16 protein-coding genes are annotated in these 16,459 nt (G+C 59.6%); 11 read left to right on the forward strand and 5 right to left on the reverse strand.

Translation table 11 applies throughout. From position 1 onward, the window contains the following. Positions 1-50 precede the first annotated feature (50 nt). Positions 51-479 carry a DNA methylase gene (locus AAGW23_RS03105; RefSeq protein WP_200640185.1) on the reverse strand — a complete coding sequence of 143 codons (429 nt, stop codon included), beginning with the start codon at positions 477-479 and terminating at the stop codon, positions 51-53. A gap of 381 nt (positions 480-860) precedes the next feature. Between AAGW23_RS03105 and AAGW23_RS03110 the strand changes: the two genes are divergently transcribed. The 4 genes from AAGW23_RS03110 (at position 861) to AAGW23_RS03125 (ending at position 5,104) form a co-directional block, all read left to right on the forward strand. Beyond that, positions 861-1,814 (forward strand): TAXI family TRAP transporter solute-binding subunit, encoded by a 954-nt coding sequence (locus AAGW23_RS03110; RefSeq protein ID WP_200640186.1) that lies wholly within the window; start codon positions 861-863, stop codon positions 1,812-1,814. A gap of 170 nt (positions 1,815-1,984) precedes the next feature. Beyond that, a complete protein-coding gene (locus AAGW23_RS03115) occupies positions 1,985-4,018 on the forward strand; it encodes a TRAP transporter permease (RefSeq protein ID WP_200640187.1) in 2,034 nt (677 codons plus the stop codon). Further along, on the forward strand, positions 4,015-4,416 hold the full coding sequence (locus AAGW23_RS03120; RefSeq protein WP_200640188.1) for a DUF1850 domain-containing protein: 402 nt from the start codon (positions 4,015-4,017) through the stop codon (positions 4,414-4,416). Before AAGW23_RS03115 ends, AAGW23_RS03120 begins: the two co-directional genes overlap by 4 nt. 163 nt (positions 4,417-4,579) lie before the next feature. Continuing rightward, entirely contained in the window at positions 4,580-5,104 is a 525-nt protein-coding gene (locus AAGW23_RS03125; RefSeq protein WP_200640189.1) for a DUF3617 domain-containing protein, read from the forward strand. Positions 5,105-5,146: 42 nt separating this feature from the next. On the opposite strand, the gene AAGW23_RS03130 is transcribed toward AAGW23_RS03125, so the two are convergent. Next, positions 5,147-5,503 carry an NADH:ubiquinone oxidoreductase gene (locus AAGW23_RS03130; protein WP_200640723.1) on the reverse strand — a complete coding sequence of 119 codons (357 nt, stop codon included), beginning with the start codon at positions 5,501-5,503 and terminating at the stop codon, positions 5,147-5,149. Between the two features lie 90 nt (positions 5,504-5,593). Between AAGW23_RS03130 and AAGW23_RS03135 the strand changes: the two genes are divergently transcribed. Then, positions 5,594-6,559 (forward strand): CobW-like GTP-binding protein, encoded by a 966-nt coding sequence (locus AAGW23_RS03135; RefSeq protein WP_342404900.1) that lies wholly within the window; start codon positions 5,594-5,596, stop codon positions 6,557-6,559. Positions 6,560-6,568: 9 nt separating this feature from the next. Here the strand turns inward: AAGW23_RS03135 and AAGW23_RS03140 are convergent, their stop codons facing one another. Both AAGW23_RS03140 and AAGW23_RS03145 read right to left on the reverse strand, forming a co-directional pair. Next, a complete protein-coding gene (locus tag AAGW23_RS03140) occupies positions 6,569-6,943 on the reverse strand; it encodes a DUF3301 domain-containing protein (protein WP_200640727.1) in 375 nt (124 codons plus the stop codon). 76 nt (positions 6,944-7,019) lie between these two features. After that, positions 7,020-7,427 carry an SMI1/KNR4 family protein gene (locus AAGW23_RS03145; protein WP_200640191.1) on the reverse strand — a complete coding sequence of 136 codons (408 nt, stop codon included), beginning with the start codon at positions 7,425-7,427 and terminating at the stop codon, positions 7,020-7,022. Positions 7,428-7,652: 225 nt separating this feature from the next. Here AAGW23_RS03145 and AAGW23_RS03150 point away from each other — a divergent pair, with 225 nt between their 5' ends. From AAGW23_RS03150 to AAGW23_RS03170, 5 genes are all read left to right on the forward strand, one after another. Further along, the gene (locus AAGW23_RS03150) at positions 7,653-9,908 is read left to right on the forward strand and encodes an ATP-binding protein (protein WP_342404901.1); all 2,256 of its coding nucleotides are present in this window, start codon (positions 7,653-7,655) and stop codon (positions 9,906-9,908) included. A 13-nt stretch (positions 9,909-9,921) separates the two neighbouring features. Next, positions 9,922-10,407 carry a response regulator gene (locus tag AAGW23_RS03155; protein WP_200640193.1) on the forward strand — a complete coding sequence of 162 codons (486 nt, stop codon included), beginning with the start codon at positions 9,922-9,924 and terminating at the stop codon, positions 10,405-10,407. A gap of 67 nt (positions 10,408-10,474) precedes the next feature. Continuing rightward, entirely contained in the window at positions 10,475-12,877 is a 2,403-nt protein-coding gene (locus tag AAGW23_RS03160; RefSeq protein ID WP_200640194.1) for a hybrid sensor histidine kinase/response regulator, read from the forward strand. Next, a complete protein-coding gene (locus AAGW23_RS03165; protein WP_342404903.1) occupies positions 12,877-13,419 on the forward strand; it encodes a biliverdin-producing heme oxygenase in 543 nt (180 codons plus the stop codon). The genes AAGW23_RS03160 and AAGW23_RS03165 overlap by 1 nt, the downstream gene beginning before the upstream one ends. Before the next feature lie 635 nt (positions 13,420-14,054). Next, positions 14,055-14,147 (forward strand): hypothetical protein, encoded by a 93-nt coding sequence (locus AAGW23_RS03170; protein ID WP_342404950.1) that lies wholly within the window; start codon positions 14,055-14,057, stop codon positions 14,145-14,147. A gap of 445 nt (positions 14,148-14,592) precedes the next feature. Here the strand turns inward: AAGW23_RS03170 and AAGW23_RS03175 are convergent, their stop codons facing one another. Continuing rightward, positions 14,593-14,715, reverse strand: a complete 123-nt coding sequence (locus AAGW23_RS03175; RefSeq protein ID WP_342404904.1) for a hypothetical protein — start codon at positions 14,713-14,715, stop codon at positions 14,593-14,595. Positions 14,716-14,745: 30 nt separating this feature from the next. Between AAGW23_RS03175 and AAGW23_RS03180 the strand changes: the two genes are divergently transcribed. Next, positions 14,746-16,458 (forward strand): GGDEF/EAL domain-containing response regulator, encoded by a 1,713-nt coding sequence (locus AAGW23_RS03180; RefSeq protein ID WP_342404906.1) that lies wholly within the window; start codon positions 14,746-14,748, stop codon positions 16,456-16,458. Position 16,459 lies beyond the last annotated feature (1 nt).

Consider the following 16,459-nt stretch of genomic DNA (forward strand, 5'->3'; position numbering starts at 1 on the left):
CCACTCTAGCCGTATCGTTTCTCAGCGCAAGCGCTCCCGGTCGGCACGCCTCAATACCAGACCTTTTCCGCCTCGCGCATGAAGATTTCCACAGTCTTCGGCCCGATTCCTTCGAACTCGCCCAGCCGCTTCTTCAGGTCCTTGCGGTCCTTGCTCCTTTCGCGAATGTTGCCGAGCTTGCCGCCGTATTCGCTATTGAGTTTGTCGCAGAGCTTGAGCAGCCGTTCGGCGGTCGATTCGTCATAGCGCACGTAGTGACCCTCCCCCAGCATGTCCACCAGCTCTTGCCAGCTGCAGTTGCCGATCTTTCTCGGCGTGTCGCGTTTGTGCTTTTCGACGATGACACGATAGGCGTCGGCAGCAATGTCCTGCTGGATGCGCTTGCCGAACAGGAAGCTGGCGATGAACCACTTGAACAGATCGCCTTCGCCCTGACTGATATCGATCCCGAGTTGCTTCGCACTGATTTCGCTGGCCATTGCCCTGTCTCGTTCGCGGTGAATTCACCTCATTGCGACGCCAGTCAGGCTTAAGGGTTCGCCGCTAGCATCTGCAGTGATCGGCAAGAATCCGCCGATACCCCCTTAATCATGAGCGACTTCTTGCCAATGGCGACAGGCTGCCGGTTCGGAAAGGCTGGAACAGAGCCTTCAGCGCTTATGGCACAGCTCGTGCTTGGTCTGATCTGCCCGATGCGACGACCAATGACAAGAAAAGCCGCACAGCGCTTCTGCCTTCCTCCGTGAAAGCACGTCCGACGCCGTCTCCCTTTTCTTGTCCTTGCATGCAGCCCTGGCTGCAGTAGCTGATCGTCTATCGTCAGTTCTGCAAGACCAATAACAACGAAACGGAGAGACACCATGAGATTGACCAAACGCTTCAGCCTGCTCGCTGCCGCAGCAGCCTTTACGGCCAGCACCGCCGCAGTCGCTGCCCCGACCTTCATCAACATCCTCACGGGCGGCACCAGCGGTGTGTACTACCCGATCGGAGTGGGCATATCCCAGCTGTACAGCAAAGGCATCGACGGCGCGAAAACCTCCGTGCAGGCAACCAAGGCTTCGGTCGAAAACCTTAACCTGCTGCAAGCCGGCCGTGGCGAGCTGGGCTTTGCCCTCGGCGATTCCGTGGCCGACGGCTGGAATGGCGTCGAGGACGCCGGCTTCAAGGCGCCCCTGAAGAAACTGCGCGCCATCGGCGGCAGCTACCCGAACTACATCCAGATCGTTGCCAGCAAGGAGTCCGGCATCAAGACGCTGGCTGACCTGAAGGGCAAGTCGCTCTCCGTCGGCGCGCCGAAATCCGGTACCGAACTCAACGCCCGTGCCATCCTCAAGGCTGCAGGCCTGAGCTACGAAGATATGGGCAAGGTGGAATACCTTCCATTTGCCGAGTCCGTCGAACTGATCAAGAACCGCCAGCTGGATGCGACCCTGCAGTCCGCCGGACTGGGCATGGCGGCCATTCGCGACCTGGCTTCCACCATGCCGCTGAACTACGTGGAAATCCCGCAAGACGTGGTCACCAAGATCGGCAACGATGCCTACCAAGCGGCCAAGATCCCGGCAGGAACCTATGACGGCCAAGAAGCCGATGTGCCGACCGTGGCCATCACCAACATCCTCGTGACCCATTCGGACGTGCCGGATGACATTGCCTACCAGATGACCAAACTGCTGTTCGAGAACCTCGATCAGCTGGGCAATGCGCACTCCGCTGCCAAGGACATCAAACTGGAAAACGCGACCAAGGCGCTGCCGATCCCGCTGCATCCGGGTGCCGAGCGTTACTACAAGGAAGCCGGCGTACTCTGATTACGCCCTGGGCAGCCCATGTGCTGCCCAACCTGAACCGCAGGCGTCGGAGCTGACGCTTGCGGCTCGCCAATCCGAATCTGAAGAGGCGCTAGTAAAACCAGCGTGTAATCACGGCAGGTTTTGTTAGCGGCTCTACGCGACCACGCTTTATCGGCTCGAGGCAATTCATGAGCGAACTACAACAAGAGGAAGGCCTGGCAGGTAGCGCAGCCGATTGGCCAAAAGCTTTGTTTTATGTGGCCCTGCTGTTTTCCATCTACCAGATTGTCATGGCGGCGTTTCACCCGGTATCGAGCCAGGTACTGCGGGCGGGGCATGTCGGCTTCCTGCTGATGGTCGTTTTTCTGTACTTTCCCGCTGCTGGCAAGGGTCGCCCATGGCAGCCGCTGGCCTGGGTACTGGCCCTGGCCGGCATGGGCACGGCGTTCTATCAGTGGTATTTCGAAGCTGATCTGATCCAGCGCTCCGGTGACCTCACCACCCTGGACTTCGCTGTCGGCGTCCTGCTGATCGCTCTGGTGTTTGAAGCGGCCCGCCGGGTCATGGGCATCGCCCTGCCGATCATCTGCGCCATCTTCCTCGCCTACGGGCTACTCGGACAGTATCTGCCCGGGGATCTTGCGCACCGTGGCTACGGTATCGACCAGATGGTCAACCAGCTCGCCTTCGGCACCGAAGGTCTGTACGGCACGCCGACCTACGTCTCGGCCACCTACATCTTTCTGTTCATCCTGTTCGGCGCCTTTCTTGAGCAGGCCGGGATGATCAAGCTGTTCACCGACTTCGCCATGGGCCTGTTCGGCCACAAGCTGGGCGGTCCGGCCAAGGTCTCGGTGGTGTCTTCGGCATTGATGGGCACCATCACCGGTTCCGGCGTCGCCAACGTGGTGACCACCGGCCAGTTCACCATCCCCCTGATGAAACGCTTCGGCTACAAGGCCGCTTTTGCGGGCGGTGTCGAAGCGACCTCCTCGATGGGCAGCCAGATGATGCCGCCGGTGATGGGCGCCGTGGCGTTCATCATGGCCGAAACAATCAACGTGCCCTTCATCGAAGTCGCCAAGGCCGCGCTGATTCCAGCCCTGCTGTACTTCGGCTCGGTGTTCTGGATGGTTCATCTCGAAGCCAAGCGCGCCAACCTCAAAGGCCTGCCGAAAGAGGAGTGCCCCAGCGCAATGGCCGCGGTCAAGCAGCGCTGGTACCTGCTGATTCCGCTGGGTGTACTGGTCTATCTGCTGTTTTCCGGACGCACGCCGCTGTTCTCAGGAATGGTCGGCCTGGCGCTGACAGCGATCGTCATCCTTGGCTCGGCAATCATCCTCAGGGTCTCGTCATTCGGCCTGCGCATCGCCTTCTGGATCGCACTGGGCGTGCTCTGTGCCGGATTCTTCCAACTCGGTATCGGGGTCATCTTCGCGGTCATCGCGGTGCTGGTGGCGATCTGCTGGTTCATCAAAGGCGGACGCGACACCCTGGTGGTCTGCCTGCACGCGCTGGTCGAGGGCGCACGCCATGCGGTACCGGTGGGCATTGCCTGCGCCCTGGTTGGCGTCATCATCGGTGTGGTCTCGCTGACCGGCGTGGCCTCGACCTTTGCCGGTTATATCCTCGCGGTCGGTGAGAACAATCTGTTCCTTTCGCTGATTCTGACCATGCTGACCTGCCTGGTGCTGGGCATGGGCATACCGACCATCCCCAACTACATCATCACCAGCTCGATCGCCGCGCCCGCGCTGCTGGACCTCGGTGTTCCGCTGCTCGTCTCGCACATGTTCGTGTTCTATTTCGGCATCCTCGCCGACCTCACGCCGCCCGTGGCACTGGCATGCTTCGCGGCGGCGCCGATCGCCAAGGAAACCGGACTGAAGATCAGCATGTGGGCGGTGCGCATCGCCGTTGCCGGCTTCGTGGTGCCGTTCATGGCGGTCTACAACCCCTCACTGATGATGCAGGGCGACAGCCTGTGGATGACCGCTTACATGGTGATCAAGGCCGCCTTCGCCATTGGGCTCTGGGGCATCGCCACGATTGGCTACCTGCAGCGCCCGCTCGCCTGGTGGGAGCGTGTGCTTGGGTTTGCCGCTGGCGCGACGCTGATCATGGCCATGCCGATCACCGATGAGATCGGCTTCGGGATTGGGATCCTGTTGCTGGCTCAGCACATCGTGCGCGCGCGTCGTGCCGGACCAGTACTGGCGTGATCGGACTCTGTTTGGGGGTGGCCGGGGCGGTGTGGGCGCAGGTGCCCGTCACCGATTTCACCCTGGCCTGGAACCACACCATCGAGAAGATCCGCTGGGAAGAGGATTACCGCGTGACGCCGGACGGGCTGCTGCTCGGCGAAGCGAGGGTCAAGGGTTCAGGTGCCGGGATGGAAATCCCGGATGGCGCCGAACTGCGTGACGGGGCCTGGCACTACCAGCGTCAGATGCCGCCGTTGCAACCGCTGCGAGTGGGGCGAACCCCCGAAGCAGGGGATTACCAACTGTGTTTCGACCAGCGTTGCCACGCCTTGAGCGAATGGCTAGGCCCGCCAAAAGCGGCCCAGCCCGCGCTGGAACTCTGGAGTTGTACCGCCTCGGCGGACGGCTCCAGCTAAACCTCGGCCGGCGTTTCAACTGCTATGCCGGCCACCTTAGCTCCGCCTCTGCTTTCGCTGCGCCAGCTCACACCCCAGCATTGGCGAACTTGAACAGACCTTCATCGCCACCGTATGCAAGTTCTCGGCTAGTCTTCCAGCATTCCCATCGCAGGAGACTGTAATGATCCCCATCACCAGACTCACCGTAGCTGCGCTTTTCGCCGCCTCTCTCCCCGTTCAAGCAGCGCAGCTACTCCCCGGGCTTTGGGAGTTCAGTAGCGAGAAACTGGTCGTCGACGGCATGCAGATGCCTGGCATGTCCGAAATGTTGGCGCAGATGAACCAGCTGCCTCCCGAGCAGCGCAAAATGATGGAGAGCATGCTCGCCGAACAGGGCGTTGAGCTGGGCTCCGGGGGCGTCCGCATCTGTCTGAGCGAAGCACAGGTCAAATCACGCAAGCTGCCCTTTCAGGACGAGCCAGGTTGCAAGCAAGAGGTTCTTGAACAAACGGAAAGCCTGTGGCGATTCCGTTTCGAATGTCCGGATGCAAAAGGCCAGGGCGAGACCAAGGTCATCAGCGAGCGGGAGGTAGCGAGCACCATCGAGACCACCTACACCACGGGCGAGCAACAGGGCACCAGTCGGATGCAGTCACGCGGTCAGTGGATTGGTGAGGACTGCGGCGCACTGAAGCCTCAGCGCTAACCAGCGCGGCGTTTCACGTGGAACGTGACGCAAGACTTGCGATTACTCGGTGACCCATTCACCCGCACTGTTCTGTTCGCACGCAGGTTGCAGGTAACGGGCATCGCTGGCGACGCCGTAGTAGTGGATGTCCTGGCGATATGGCATGTTCGAAACCTGGGCGTTGCGGCAAATGCCAAAGGCGCCAGTCGGACACTGCTCAACGAAGGTCACCTCGACCTTTTGGTCCTTGAGGGCTGGCTGGCAGAATCCGCTGCGGAAGAGCTCGCCAGGGATGCTGCGATTCTCCTGACAGATTTTTACTTCGATCCGATCATCCTGACTATGAACGATGCAGCCTTCTGCAAGCGCCTCGGCGCAAAGCCCTACCATCAACAGCAGCCCATACTGCGAACGCATCACCAGTCCCTCCGGATCGAACGCCGCGACTCTAGCATGCAGGTCTGAAAACCGCTTTCCTCCGTTCAGTAGAATGCGCACCATAACGCCATGCTTTCCAATATCCCGACACACCTCATCAGCGGCTCACTCGGCGCCGGCAAGACCAGCCTGATACGTGCGCTGCTGGCGCAACGCCCTGCCACTGAGCGCTGGGCGGTGCTGATCAACGAGTTCGGACAGATCGGACTTGATGCTGCGCTACTGACCACCGACGACTCAGGCGTCAGCTTGGCGGAGGTCGCCGGCGGCTGTCTGTGTTGCGTAAACGGTGTGCCCTTCCAGGTGGGTTTGAGCCGGCTGCTGCGCAAGACGAAGCCGGACCGGCTGTTCATCGAACCCTCCGGCCTGGGTCATCCCGCCGAGCTGCTTGATCAACTCTCACGCGCACCCTGGCTCGGCGTGCTCGCTGTGCAGCCCTGCGTGGCAGTCGTCGACGGGCCGGGGCTGCTACGCGGCGAACCGCTTCCGGAGAGCCAGCAGCAGTCAATGAACCGTTGTGGTCTGTTGGTGATAAACAAGAGCGATCGCCTGGGTCAAACCGAACGGCTTGCACTTCAAGCGCTGCTGCCGTCGATACCGGTCTGCTGGACACAACATGGACAGCTGCCGCTCGGGAAGCTGCCCGGCATCGACCAGCACGCAGGAAATGCTGAAACAGCGCCATCATCGCTGCCCTCTTTAACGGCAAGCCTCGGCAGTGTCTGGCTGGACCCGCGTCAACCACTGTGCCAGAGCCAGGGTAACGCCGATGGCTGGAGCATCGGCTGGCGCTGGCACCCAAGCCAGCGCTTCGATCTGCAGCAGGTAAAGGCATGGCTGGAATCGCTGGACTGGCGCCGCGCGAAGCTGGTCATGCAGGGTCCGCAGGGCTGGCAATCGCTCAACGCGCTGAATGGCCGGACCTTGGCATTCAACCCCAGCGAATGGCGCAAGGATTCTCGCCTGGAACTGATTTTCGCCGAGCCCCAGGATGAAAAAAAACTGCACGACGCGGTGGTCGCCTGTCGACTATGACCTAGCAGCTCAATCGTCGCGGCGGCGCCAGTCGTCCATCTGAATCACCTGGCCAGAATCCTGACGAGCAGGAAACGGATGGGCCTCCATTTCGATCGGGCCCGGACGACCGCCAAACATCACGATGCTGCCCTGATGGCGATGCTCCCCGGTTACGGTGAACTCGAAGCCATATACCCGTGCAAAGCGGCGTTGGCCACGTGTATCACGGATCAACCCGAGTCGGCGAAAGGCTACGTTGCCGTCAAGCAGTTCTACATCCATCTTCTTGCAGTGTTGCCGCACCGCCCTCAGCGCCCGCTCGCGAATGCCATAGGAATGCCACAGCCAGGCGCCGATGCTGAGCAGCACCAAGACGATAAACAGATTGCCGAGGGTCACCATGCGTGACACTGCCGGCAATCCTGCAAGCAGCGATGGGCTTCGGGCCTCGCGCGCGGCGAAACGGTGACCCGGCGCATCAGCTCTCCAGCCAAACGTCGCGTACCCAATGCCAGACCGACTCCCAGCTTTCGTCAGTCATCTCATGCTCGCTGCCGTCGAACAGCATGACCTCACCTTCAAGATCCACTACGTAGAAGTCAGGCCCGTCCTGGCAGATGGGCAGCAAGTCTCGCTCCACGCCGGCGTCCCAGGCGTTCGCGGCCACTTCGGGCAGATAGGTATGCGCTTGCGGATCAGAAGCTGTCACGGGCTCCAGACGTCCATAGACCACGTCGCTGACTGTCAGCAGAAACTCGCGCAGGCCAAACGGAAGGTTGATCAGCAACTCCTCCTCAACCTCGACCAACCGGTCATCGTCCGGCAACTCCAGTGGCACCGGCACCGGTTCGTTTAGCTCTCGCAGCTGCTCGATTACTTCTTCCATGACGGTCCCCCTTCGACGGTCTTGAGAATGCGCGTTTATACAAGCCCGCGCATTGGCTAGCCAGTACCAGTCGCGCTAAAGTACTTGCCGTTTGGAAAAAATGGCGCACCGCTAGGTATCGCAGGTAATGAACGGTCCGCCTTGCAGTCTCAGACCATTAGGTAGCAACCGCAATTGGTGCCTGCTCGTCGCCATCAGCCCGTAACGGGGTGGACAGGAGAAATTGTGGCATCCATTGAAGATCTAGACACGCTCGCCAAGGCGATCGCCCAGTGCGGTGATGAGCCGATCCATATCCCCGGCAGCATTCAGCCTCATGGCTTTTTGCTGGTGCTCAGCGAGCCCCAGCTGACCATTACCCAGGCCAGCGAGAACGTGCGTGAATGGCTTGGTGTTGATGCGCAGGCGCTGCTGGGACAGCCGCTGACCGACCTTATTGGTGAATGCGGTTTCGCTGAAGGGTTGGCTTCATTAGCCGATGATGACCACAACCCTCTTCACCTGCGGGACATCAATTTCAACTTGCCGGGCCGCAGCAACCATCCGCCGCTAGCCCTGATGGCGCACCGTTTCAAGGGCAAGCTGATCGTCGAGTTCGAATCGGCCGGTAGCCCAAGCGCGGCATACGACAAGCTATACCCGCTGATGCGGACCTTCGTCGTACAGCTGCAGGAGGCGCAAGACCTTCAGTACATCTGCCAACTGGCTGTTCATGAGGTCAAGCGCATCACCGGCTTCGGTCGGGTCAAAGCCTATCGATTCGACGCCCAGGGCAACGGCCATGTATTGGCAGAGCAGGCTGACGACGGCTATCCAAGTTATCTGGGTCTGTGTTTTCCCGCCTCGGATATCCCGCCGCAAGCGCGCCAGCTCTACTGCAACAACCTGATCCGCGTGATCCAGGACGCCAATTACCAACCCTCTCCGATCGTGCCCACGCTCACCCTTGACGGGGAGCCGCTGGACTTGAGTTTCGCCTCGCTGCGCAGCGTGTCGCCTGTTCATCTGCAATACATGCGCAACATGGGCACGTTGGCCTCGATGTCGATCTCCATCGTCATCCAGGGGCGCCTCTGGGGACTGATTTCCTGCCACGACGCCGAGCCTCGCCAGGTCAACTATCATACCCGTACAGCCTGCGAACTGCTGGGTCGCATTCTGTCGCTGCAAATCGAAGCCAAAGAAGCGGCGACCCTGGCGCAACGCAAGCTCGAACTGCGACGGCAGATCGTCGAGATGCTTTCCTCCATGGCAGACCGTGACAGCGTCATTGAAGGCTTCAAGTGTCTGCCACAGGTCGTGCTGGAGTTCGCCGGTGCGGTCGGCGGCGCGATTGTCTCCGGCGAGCACTCCGAACCGATTGGCGAGACGCCGCCAGCCGCCTTGCTTGTGCGCCTGACCCAGTGGCTGTCGAAGCAACGCGAGCAACTGGTGTTCAGCACCGACTGTGTCAGCCGCGACATCCCGGCCATTCCCGAGCTTGCCGAGCATTGCGCCGGTTTGCTGGCCATCTCTATCTCCCGTCTGCATCCGCATTACCTGATCTGGTTTCGACGCGAACAAATCAAGACAGTCAACTGGGCTGGACAGCCAGAGAAGCGGATCGACAGTCAGGGCAGTCTTTCGCCGCGTCACAGCTTTGAAAGCTGGCGGGAAACAGTCCGTGGTTTCGCGACACCTTGGCAGCAGGTAGAGCTGGAGGGAGCGCTGGAGTTGCGCACAGCGGTACTCGGTATCGTTCTGCGCAAGGCCGAAGAAATGGCCCAACTGGCTGGAGAATTGCGCGAAAGCAACAAGGAGCTTGAGTCTTTCTCCTACAGCGTCTCGCACGACTTGCGTGCGCCGTTGCGACACATTGCCGGGTACGCCGAGCTACTTGGAGAGCTCGAAGGCAGCAAGCTCAGCGAACGTGGCTTGCGCTTTCTCGACAACATCGGCGACGCGGCCCGCTTTGCGGGAACCTTGGTCGACAATCTGTTGAGCTTTTCCCAGATGGGTCGCGCCGCGTTGCGCTTGTCCGATGTGAATCTTTCCGCGCTGGTTGAATCCATTCGTCAGGAAATGGCACCCGATTGTGAAGGTCGCGAAATAGAATGGCGGGTCCATCCTATGCCGATCGTGGTCGCCGACGCTGCTTTCATCCACATGGCGTTGCGCAACCTGATCTCGAACGCGATCAAGTACAGCCGCAAACGCGAGCACGCGACCATCGAGGTCGGTGCTGAAGAGCGTGCTGAGGAAATCATCGTCTATGTCCGCGACAACGGCGTGGGTTTCAACATGCAGTACGCCAACAAACTGTTCGGCGTCTTTCAGCGTCTGCATCGCATGGAAGAATTCGAAGGCACTGGTATTGGTCTGGCCAGCGTGCGCCGGATCATCGAACGCCATGATGGTCAGGTCTGGGCCAACGGCGAGGTTAACCAGGGCGCAACCTTCTTCTTTTCGCTCCCCAGACTTACCTACGCCTCACCCATTTAGTACGGGACTCTAAATGCTCAAACCGATTTTGCTGGTCGAGGACAATCCACACGATCTCGAGCTGACATTGGTGGCGCTTGAGCGCAGTCAGTTGGCCAATGACGTCATTGTCATGCGCGACGGCGCCGAGGCCCTGGATTACCTGCACCGCCGCGGGGACCACTCAGGCCGCGCCGATGGCAATCCAGCTGTGCTCCTGCTGGACCTGAAACTGCCAAAAGTCGATGGCCTGGAGGTGCTGAAGAACGTTCGGGACACCTCAGAATTGCGCAGCATTCCTGTGGTGATGCTCACATCGTCCCGTGAAGAGCCCGACCTGGTTCGAGCATACGAACTCGGAGTGAACGCTTACGTGGTCAAGCCGGTCGAATTCCGAGATTTCGTCGCCGCCATCTCCGATCTGGGGATTTTCTGGGCCGTGCTGAATGAGCCGCCACCCGGATCACTGCGGTTGCAGCGCCAACTTCGGGATCGCAAGAACAGTGAGGAGCCGGGCTAAACGCTCATGCTTAAGGCTCCAAAGCAGAACTCCTTTCAAGTAGTGCGGTATCCGCGACAGGATGGTTATGCCGGCGACAACACCTATCAGCGTCCTGTTTGTTGAAGACAGCCCGCACGACGCTGAACTAGCGCTCGTCACGCTCGAAAGAAGCGGCTACGGTATCGATAGCGAAGTGGTTTTCGACCAGGCAGGTGTTGTCGAAGCCCTGCAACGCCGAAGCTTCGATCTGATTCTTTCCGACTTCATTCTCCCCGGTTATTCCGGCAGCCTGGCGCTGCAGGATGCCAGGCTGCTCGCACCCGAAACTCCGTTCATCTTCCTCTCCGGAGTCTTCGGCGAGGAGCATGCTGTGAACATGATGCGCTCCGGCGCCGTGGACTATGTCCTCAAGCAAAACCTCGGCTTTCTTCCGAAGGCTGTCGAGCGGGCATTGAGCGAGGTCCAGGAGCGATGCGGGCGGTTGCGCGCAGAGGAGGCGCTGCGCGAGGTGGAAGTTCGGGCGCGTTTGGCGATCGACGCTGCGGGGCTCGGAATGTGGGACTACGATCCACAGCACGACAGGCTGGTTCTCGATCGTCGCTGCCGCGCCATGTTCGGCTTGGCCGATCGTGCGCCTGTGGATATCCATGTCTTCGAGTCGCTGTGCCATCCCGACGACCTTCAGCGCATGCGCGAACACGTGTGGGAAGCGATCAGCATCGACAAGGGCGACAAGGAGTACACCACCGACTACCGCATCATGCTCGAAAGCGGTCAGGTTCGCTGGTTTGAAACCCGTGGCCAAGCGTTTTTCGATGAAGGCCTGTGCAAGCGCTTCATCGGTGTAGTGATGGACGTCACCGAGCAGCGGCTGGCGACCGAAGCGCTCAAACGCATGAATATAGCCCTGGGTGAACGCGTAGAAGAACGTACCCGGGAACGAGACCGGACCTGGGAGCTGTCACGGGATCTGCTCGCCGTGATGCGTTTCGACACCACAGTGATTGCACTCAACCCCGCCTGGGAAGAAGCGCTTGGCTGGCCGCGCGAAGACCTGATCAACACACCGCTATGGTCACTGGTCCACGCCGATGATCTCAGCGCGACCCAAGCGGAGACCGAACGCATTCGCTGCGGTAACGTCACCGATCGCTTCGTCAACCGCATGCAGCATCGTGACGGCAGCTATCGCTGGCTGTCCTGGACCGCCGTACCTGAGGCCGGAATGATGTACGCCGCTGCACGTGACATCACCAGCGAAATAGCGGCGGTAGACAAGCTTGCCGACGCCAACCGCGAGCTCACTGAGCAGATTAAAGAACGCGAACGCATCGAAGCCACGCTGCAGCAAATGCAACGGCTCGAGGCCGTCGGCCAGCTTACGGCTGGTGTCGCGCATGACTTCAACAACCTATTGACGGTGATCCTCACCAGCGCCAGCTTTCTCAAGAACGATCTGGAACGCGGCGCACCGCTGGCCAAATCACTCAGCCGCCTGCAGTACATTCAGGATTCCGGCGAGCGCGGTGCAACCTTGACCAGTCAGCTGCTTGCGTTTGCACGCCGCCAGCAACTCGCCCCAAAGGCCGTCGATCTCAACGACACCCTGGTCGGCCTGTTGAGCCTGCTACACAGCACCCTGGGTGGCTCCGTCACCATCGAAACCGATACCCGTGCCGGGCTATGGCACGCGCTGGTTGACCCTACGCAAATCGAGATGATCATCCTCAATCTCGCCATTAATGCGCGAGACGCGATGGGCTCCGGTGGTTGCCTGACCCTGCGTACCGACAACGCAGTGATCAGCGCGCCAGCAGAACGTGCTGAAGAGCCTGGGCCGGGCGAATACGTGGTGCTTTCGGTCAAAGACACCGGCTCCGGCATGACAGACGAGGTGCTGCAGAAAGCTTTCGAACCCTTCTTCACCACCAAGGAAGTCGGCAAGGGCTCAGGGCTCGGTTTGGCTCAGGTGTTCGGCTTTGCCAAGCAATCCGGTGGCGGGGCGCGCATCGAGACCGAGCTGGGCGTGGGCACCACAGTGAGGGTATACCTGCCTCGGGTGACTGCCCCCGAACGCAGTCTCGGCCTAGCGGACCATGAGCAGGGCACGCCGATCGACGAAGCCTCGCATAAGGTACTGCTGGTCGATGACGACCCCGCCGTGCGCGAAGTAACCGCACAGATGCTGAGCAACCTGGGCTACGCAGTAGTGCAAGCCGACGGCGGTCGGTCGGCCTTGGAGCTGCTTGAACAAGGTGCGGCAGTGGATCTGGTACTAGCCGACTTCGCGATGCCGGGCATGAACGGAGGTGAACTCGCGCGAGCTGTCTCGTCTCGCTACCCAAAGTTGCCCGTGGTATTCATCACCGGCTACGCCGAGCTTGGCGAACTGGGAATGGGCAGCTCGACTATCATTCAGAAGCCCTTTCGTGAGGAACAGTTGGTGCGAAAGCTAAGCATGGTCCTAAAGGAAAGTTACCCGGCTTGATGGACACTTTGCGAAATCAGTTGCGCTCAGCCACTGCGGCGCAACATGAACGCGTCGACGCGGCCTTTTCAGCCTATCGGCTGGATCAGCCCGAAGGCTACCGCGCTTTTTTACAGGCCCATGCACAGGTGCTCATTCCGCTGGAAATCGAGCTGGAGCAGGCCGGTATCGAAACGATGCTCGATGACTGGCCGCTGCGTTGCAGACGTCAAGCATTGCTCGCAGACCTCAAGGCACTGGGCTGCGCGGAACCGCCGTTGACGCCGGCTGGCATGGCACCCTCGCCCGGTTGGAGCTGGGGCGCGGCTTATGTGATCGAAGGCTCGCGCCTGGGTGGTCGTGTGCTGGCGCGTCGCGTTGCCGACGCCAATCCGTCTGCCCCGCTACGCTATCTGAACCATGGCAGCGCGACGCGACTGTGGCCAAGTTTTCTACAGAAGCTCGAACAGCAGGGCTCGGCATGTGACTGGTCGGAGGTACTTACCGGAGCGAATGACACGTTCGAGCGTTTTCTGGGCGCAGCCCGGTCGAACAGGTCATAAAGCAAAAAAGCCCTGACGGGCTTTTTTGCCTTGTTCAACACGCACGCACGCGCGCTAGCTGGCAAGAATATAGTTTGACAAAAGAGCCCTTGGAAACACTGGGCTTGAGCGCTCTCTTCAACCCTAACTTAGATAATATAGTTTGACACACGCCATGGCCTGAATCGAATACGAGCAGATCATGCAAACAATAAAGATTGACACAAGCTTGCCAGCGACCGCTCGACTGATCGCTCAGCTACCAAGAGCAATCAAGTTTTTGTCTTCCGACTATCAGACTCCGCTCCAAAAGCATTTTTGGCAAAAGCGATTAATCTTCAGGGGTTGATCGACAAACGCAAGGGGTCCTTCATGAACGTCTTGGACTTGCTCACCCCTGCTGTTGACAGGGTTCATCGCGCCGGCGAACTGCTGTCCGCTGAATGGCATCGCACCGGTGGCCCTAGAGGACACGGGGACAAGGCAGTTATCGATTCCCAGATTGAAGTTTAGCTACGTTTGGACCTACTCAACCTCCTAAATTGTGACTTCCGGAGCGAGGAAACCGGTTCCCACATGGCGGGCCATGAGTTTTGCTGGGTAGTCGATCCAAATGATGGAACGCGAGATTTCTTGCTGAAGATCCCTGGTTCGCGATCTCAGTTGGGCTCCTCCATAATGCAAAACCAGTTCTCGGGGTCGTTTACGCGCCGATAACGCCAGATCTCTGTGAGGACTGTATCTATTGAGCAAAGGGGCAAAGGGGGCTGATGCGTAACGGGCAATCAGTTCACGCTCCACTCGGCCGATTAACGCTGGAGCCTGGTAATGCAGTGCTAGTGAGCACTGCCGCCGCCGGCAAACCAGAGCTCAACGCAGAGTTCTGTGCCCCAGCAGATTTCATACCGATGCCCAGCGGAGCCTATCGTCTTGCCCGCGCTACTGCAGGTGATGCTTTAGTTGGTACATCTTTAGTCCCCGTGTCCGCCCACGATGTGGTCGGAGGACACGCGTTGCTAATCGGTGCGGATGGCGTGCTACTTAATCAGGATGGTGAACCGGTCTCTTATGAATCCGAAGACCGGATGAGGGAGGTTTGCTCGCCTTGCTTTGGCGGCGCGCCAGAGGCGTGTCGCGAGCTCGCCACGAGGGATTGGAGCCGCTTGTTCCAGCAGTCATGACGCTCCATCGTGACTACCGTCGGACCTGCAGACGCTCAGCCTGTTGCCGCTCCCGAATCTCAGTCTGCTGTGCAATCACGGCCTGGATCTGGGTGTAGCGCTGAGCATCTTCGTTGTCGAGGTCAGCAACCGTCACACTGAGCTACTCTCAACTTCAGGAAATAAGATGTCCGAGGTAGAAATGCCTGAAAACCTATTCGATCCCACACCCGTGGTCCTGATCGTCGATGACCACCCCGCGGACGTGATGATTCTGCAAGAAGCCGTAGGCGATCTGGCGCAGGTTTACATCGCCTGCGACGGCAAGATGGCTTTGGAGCGCGCGCGCTTCTGCAGACCCGACATGATATTGCTTGATATCGAAATGCCCGGCATGGGCGGGTTCGAACTGTGCCGCCGGATCAAGGCCGACGCCAAGCTGTGCGATACGGCGATCCTGTTTGTGACTGCCCACACACATCCAGAAAATGAGATACAGGCTCTGGAGCACGGCGGCATCAATTTCCTCCAGAAACCCCTGAGCATTCCGGTGACTCGTGCCCATGTGCGTGCACACCTAAATCTTCGTGCCGAAGCCAAGCGCCTGGCCTATTTCGATGCGCTGACCGGCCTGCCCAACCGTATGCTGCTGCGCGACCGAGCCGAACAGATGTTGCAGAAAGCGCGTCGCGAAGGCTCCCGCCTTGCCCTATTGCTGCTGGACTTGGATAACTTCAAGGGGATCAATGATTCGCAGGGACACTCAACAGGCGATCTGATCCTCCAGGAAGTAAGCCGGCGTCTGAGCGAAGGCGCAAACAATGGCGATACCGTCAGCCGTCAGGGCGGCGATGAGTTCGTGATCCTGATGACCGACATCCAGCACTTCGAAGCCATCAGCGATTTTGCGCAAAGGCTGCTGGAAATCATCTCGCGCCCCATGACCGTTGCAGGAAATCGCTACGACCTTACCGCCTGCATTGGCGTCAGCGTGTTCCCCGACGACGGCGAAGATATCGAAACCCTCTATCGCCAGGTCGACGCGGCCATGCACAAGGCCAAGCAGGACGGCCGCAATCGCTACCGCTCCTTCTCCCAAAACCTCGAAAGCGATGCAAACGCCCGGCATATGCTGGAAAGTCATATGCGCAGCGCCTTGGAGGCCAGCGTTTTCGAGGTGTTCTACCAATTGCGCGTTGATGTTCGCCAAGCACAAGCCTTTGGCATGGAAGCCTTGATCCGCTGGCGCCGCGCCGATGGCGAGCTGGTCAGCCCGGCTGACTTCATTCCGTTGGCCGAAGAAACCGGCCTGATCGTGCCGATTGGTAAGCAGGTTCTGCACAAGGCCTGCCGCGATGCCAAGGCCCTGTTCGACATGGGCAAGCGCCTGTGCGTAGGGGTGAATATCTCGGTGGTGCAATTTCGCGAGGAATCCTTTCTGGATATGGTCAAGGAGGCACTGCGCGAAACGGGCCTGCCCGCCGACCTGCTCGAACTGGAGATAACCGAAGGCGTACTGGCACGCGACGTTGATCAGGCACGTTGCCTGCTCGAATCGCTCAAACAGATGGGGGTACGCATCGCCATTGATGATTTCGGTACTGGTTATTCGAGCCTCTCTTATCTCAAGACACTGCCGATTGACATACTGAAGATCGATCAGAGCTTTGTACGGGACATGCTGAGCGACCCTAGCGATGCAGCGATCATCGAAGCCATTGTGCGCATGGGCCAGGCATTGGGGCTGGAGCTAGTGGCCGAAGGGGTAGAAAGCCAGGAACAGTCAAACGGCCTGCTCAACCTGGGCTGCGAGTTGATGCAAGGCTTCCACTATTGTCACCCTATGCCCTTCAAACAACTGTGCGCCGGCATGGGCCTGACCATCACAGAACACCAATAAA

It is taken from the genome of Stutzerimonas chloritidismutans, from assembly GCF_038562055.1.
GTDB classification, from domain to species: domain Bacteria; phylum Pseudomonadota; class Gammaproteobacteria; order Pseudomonadales; family Pseudomonadaceae; genus Stutzerimonas; species Stutzerimonas chloritidismutans_A.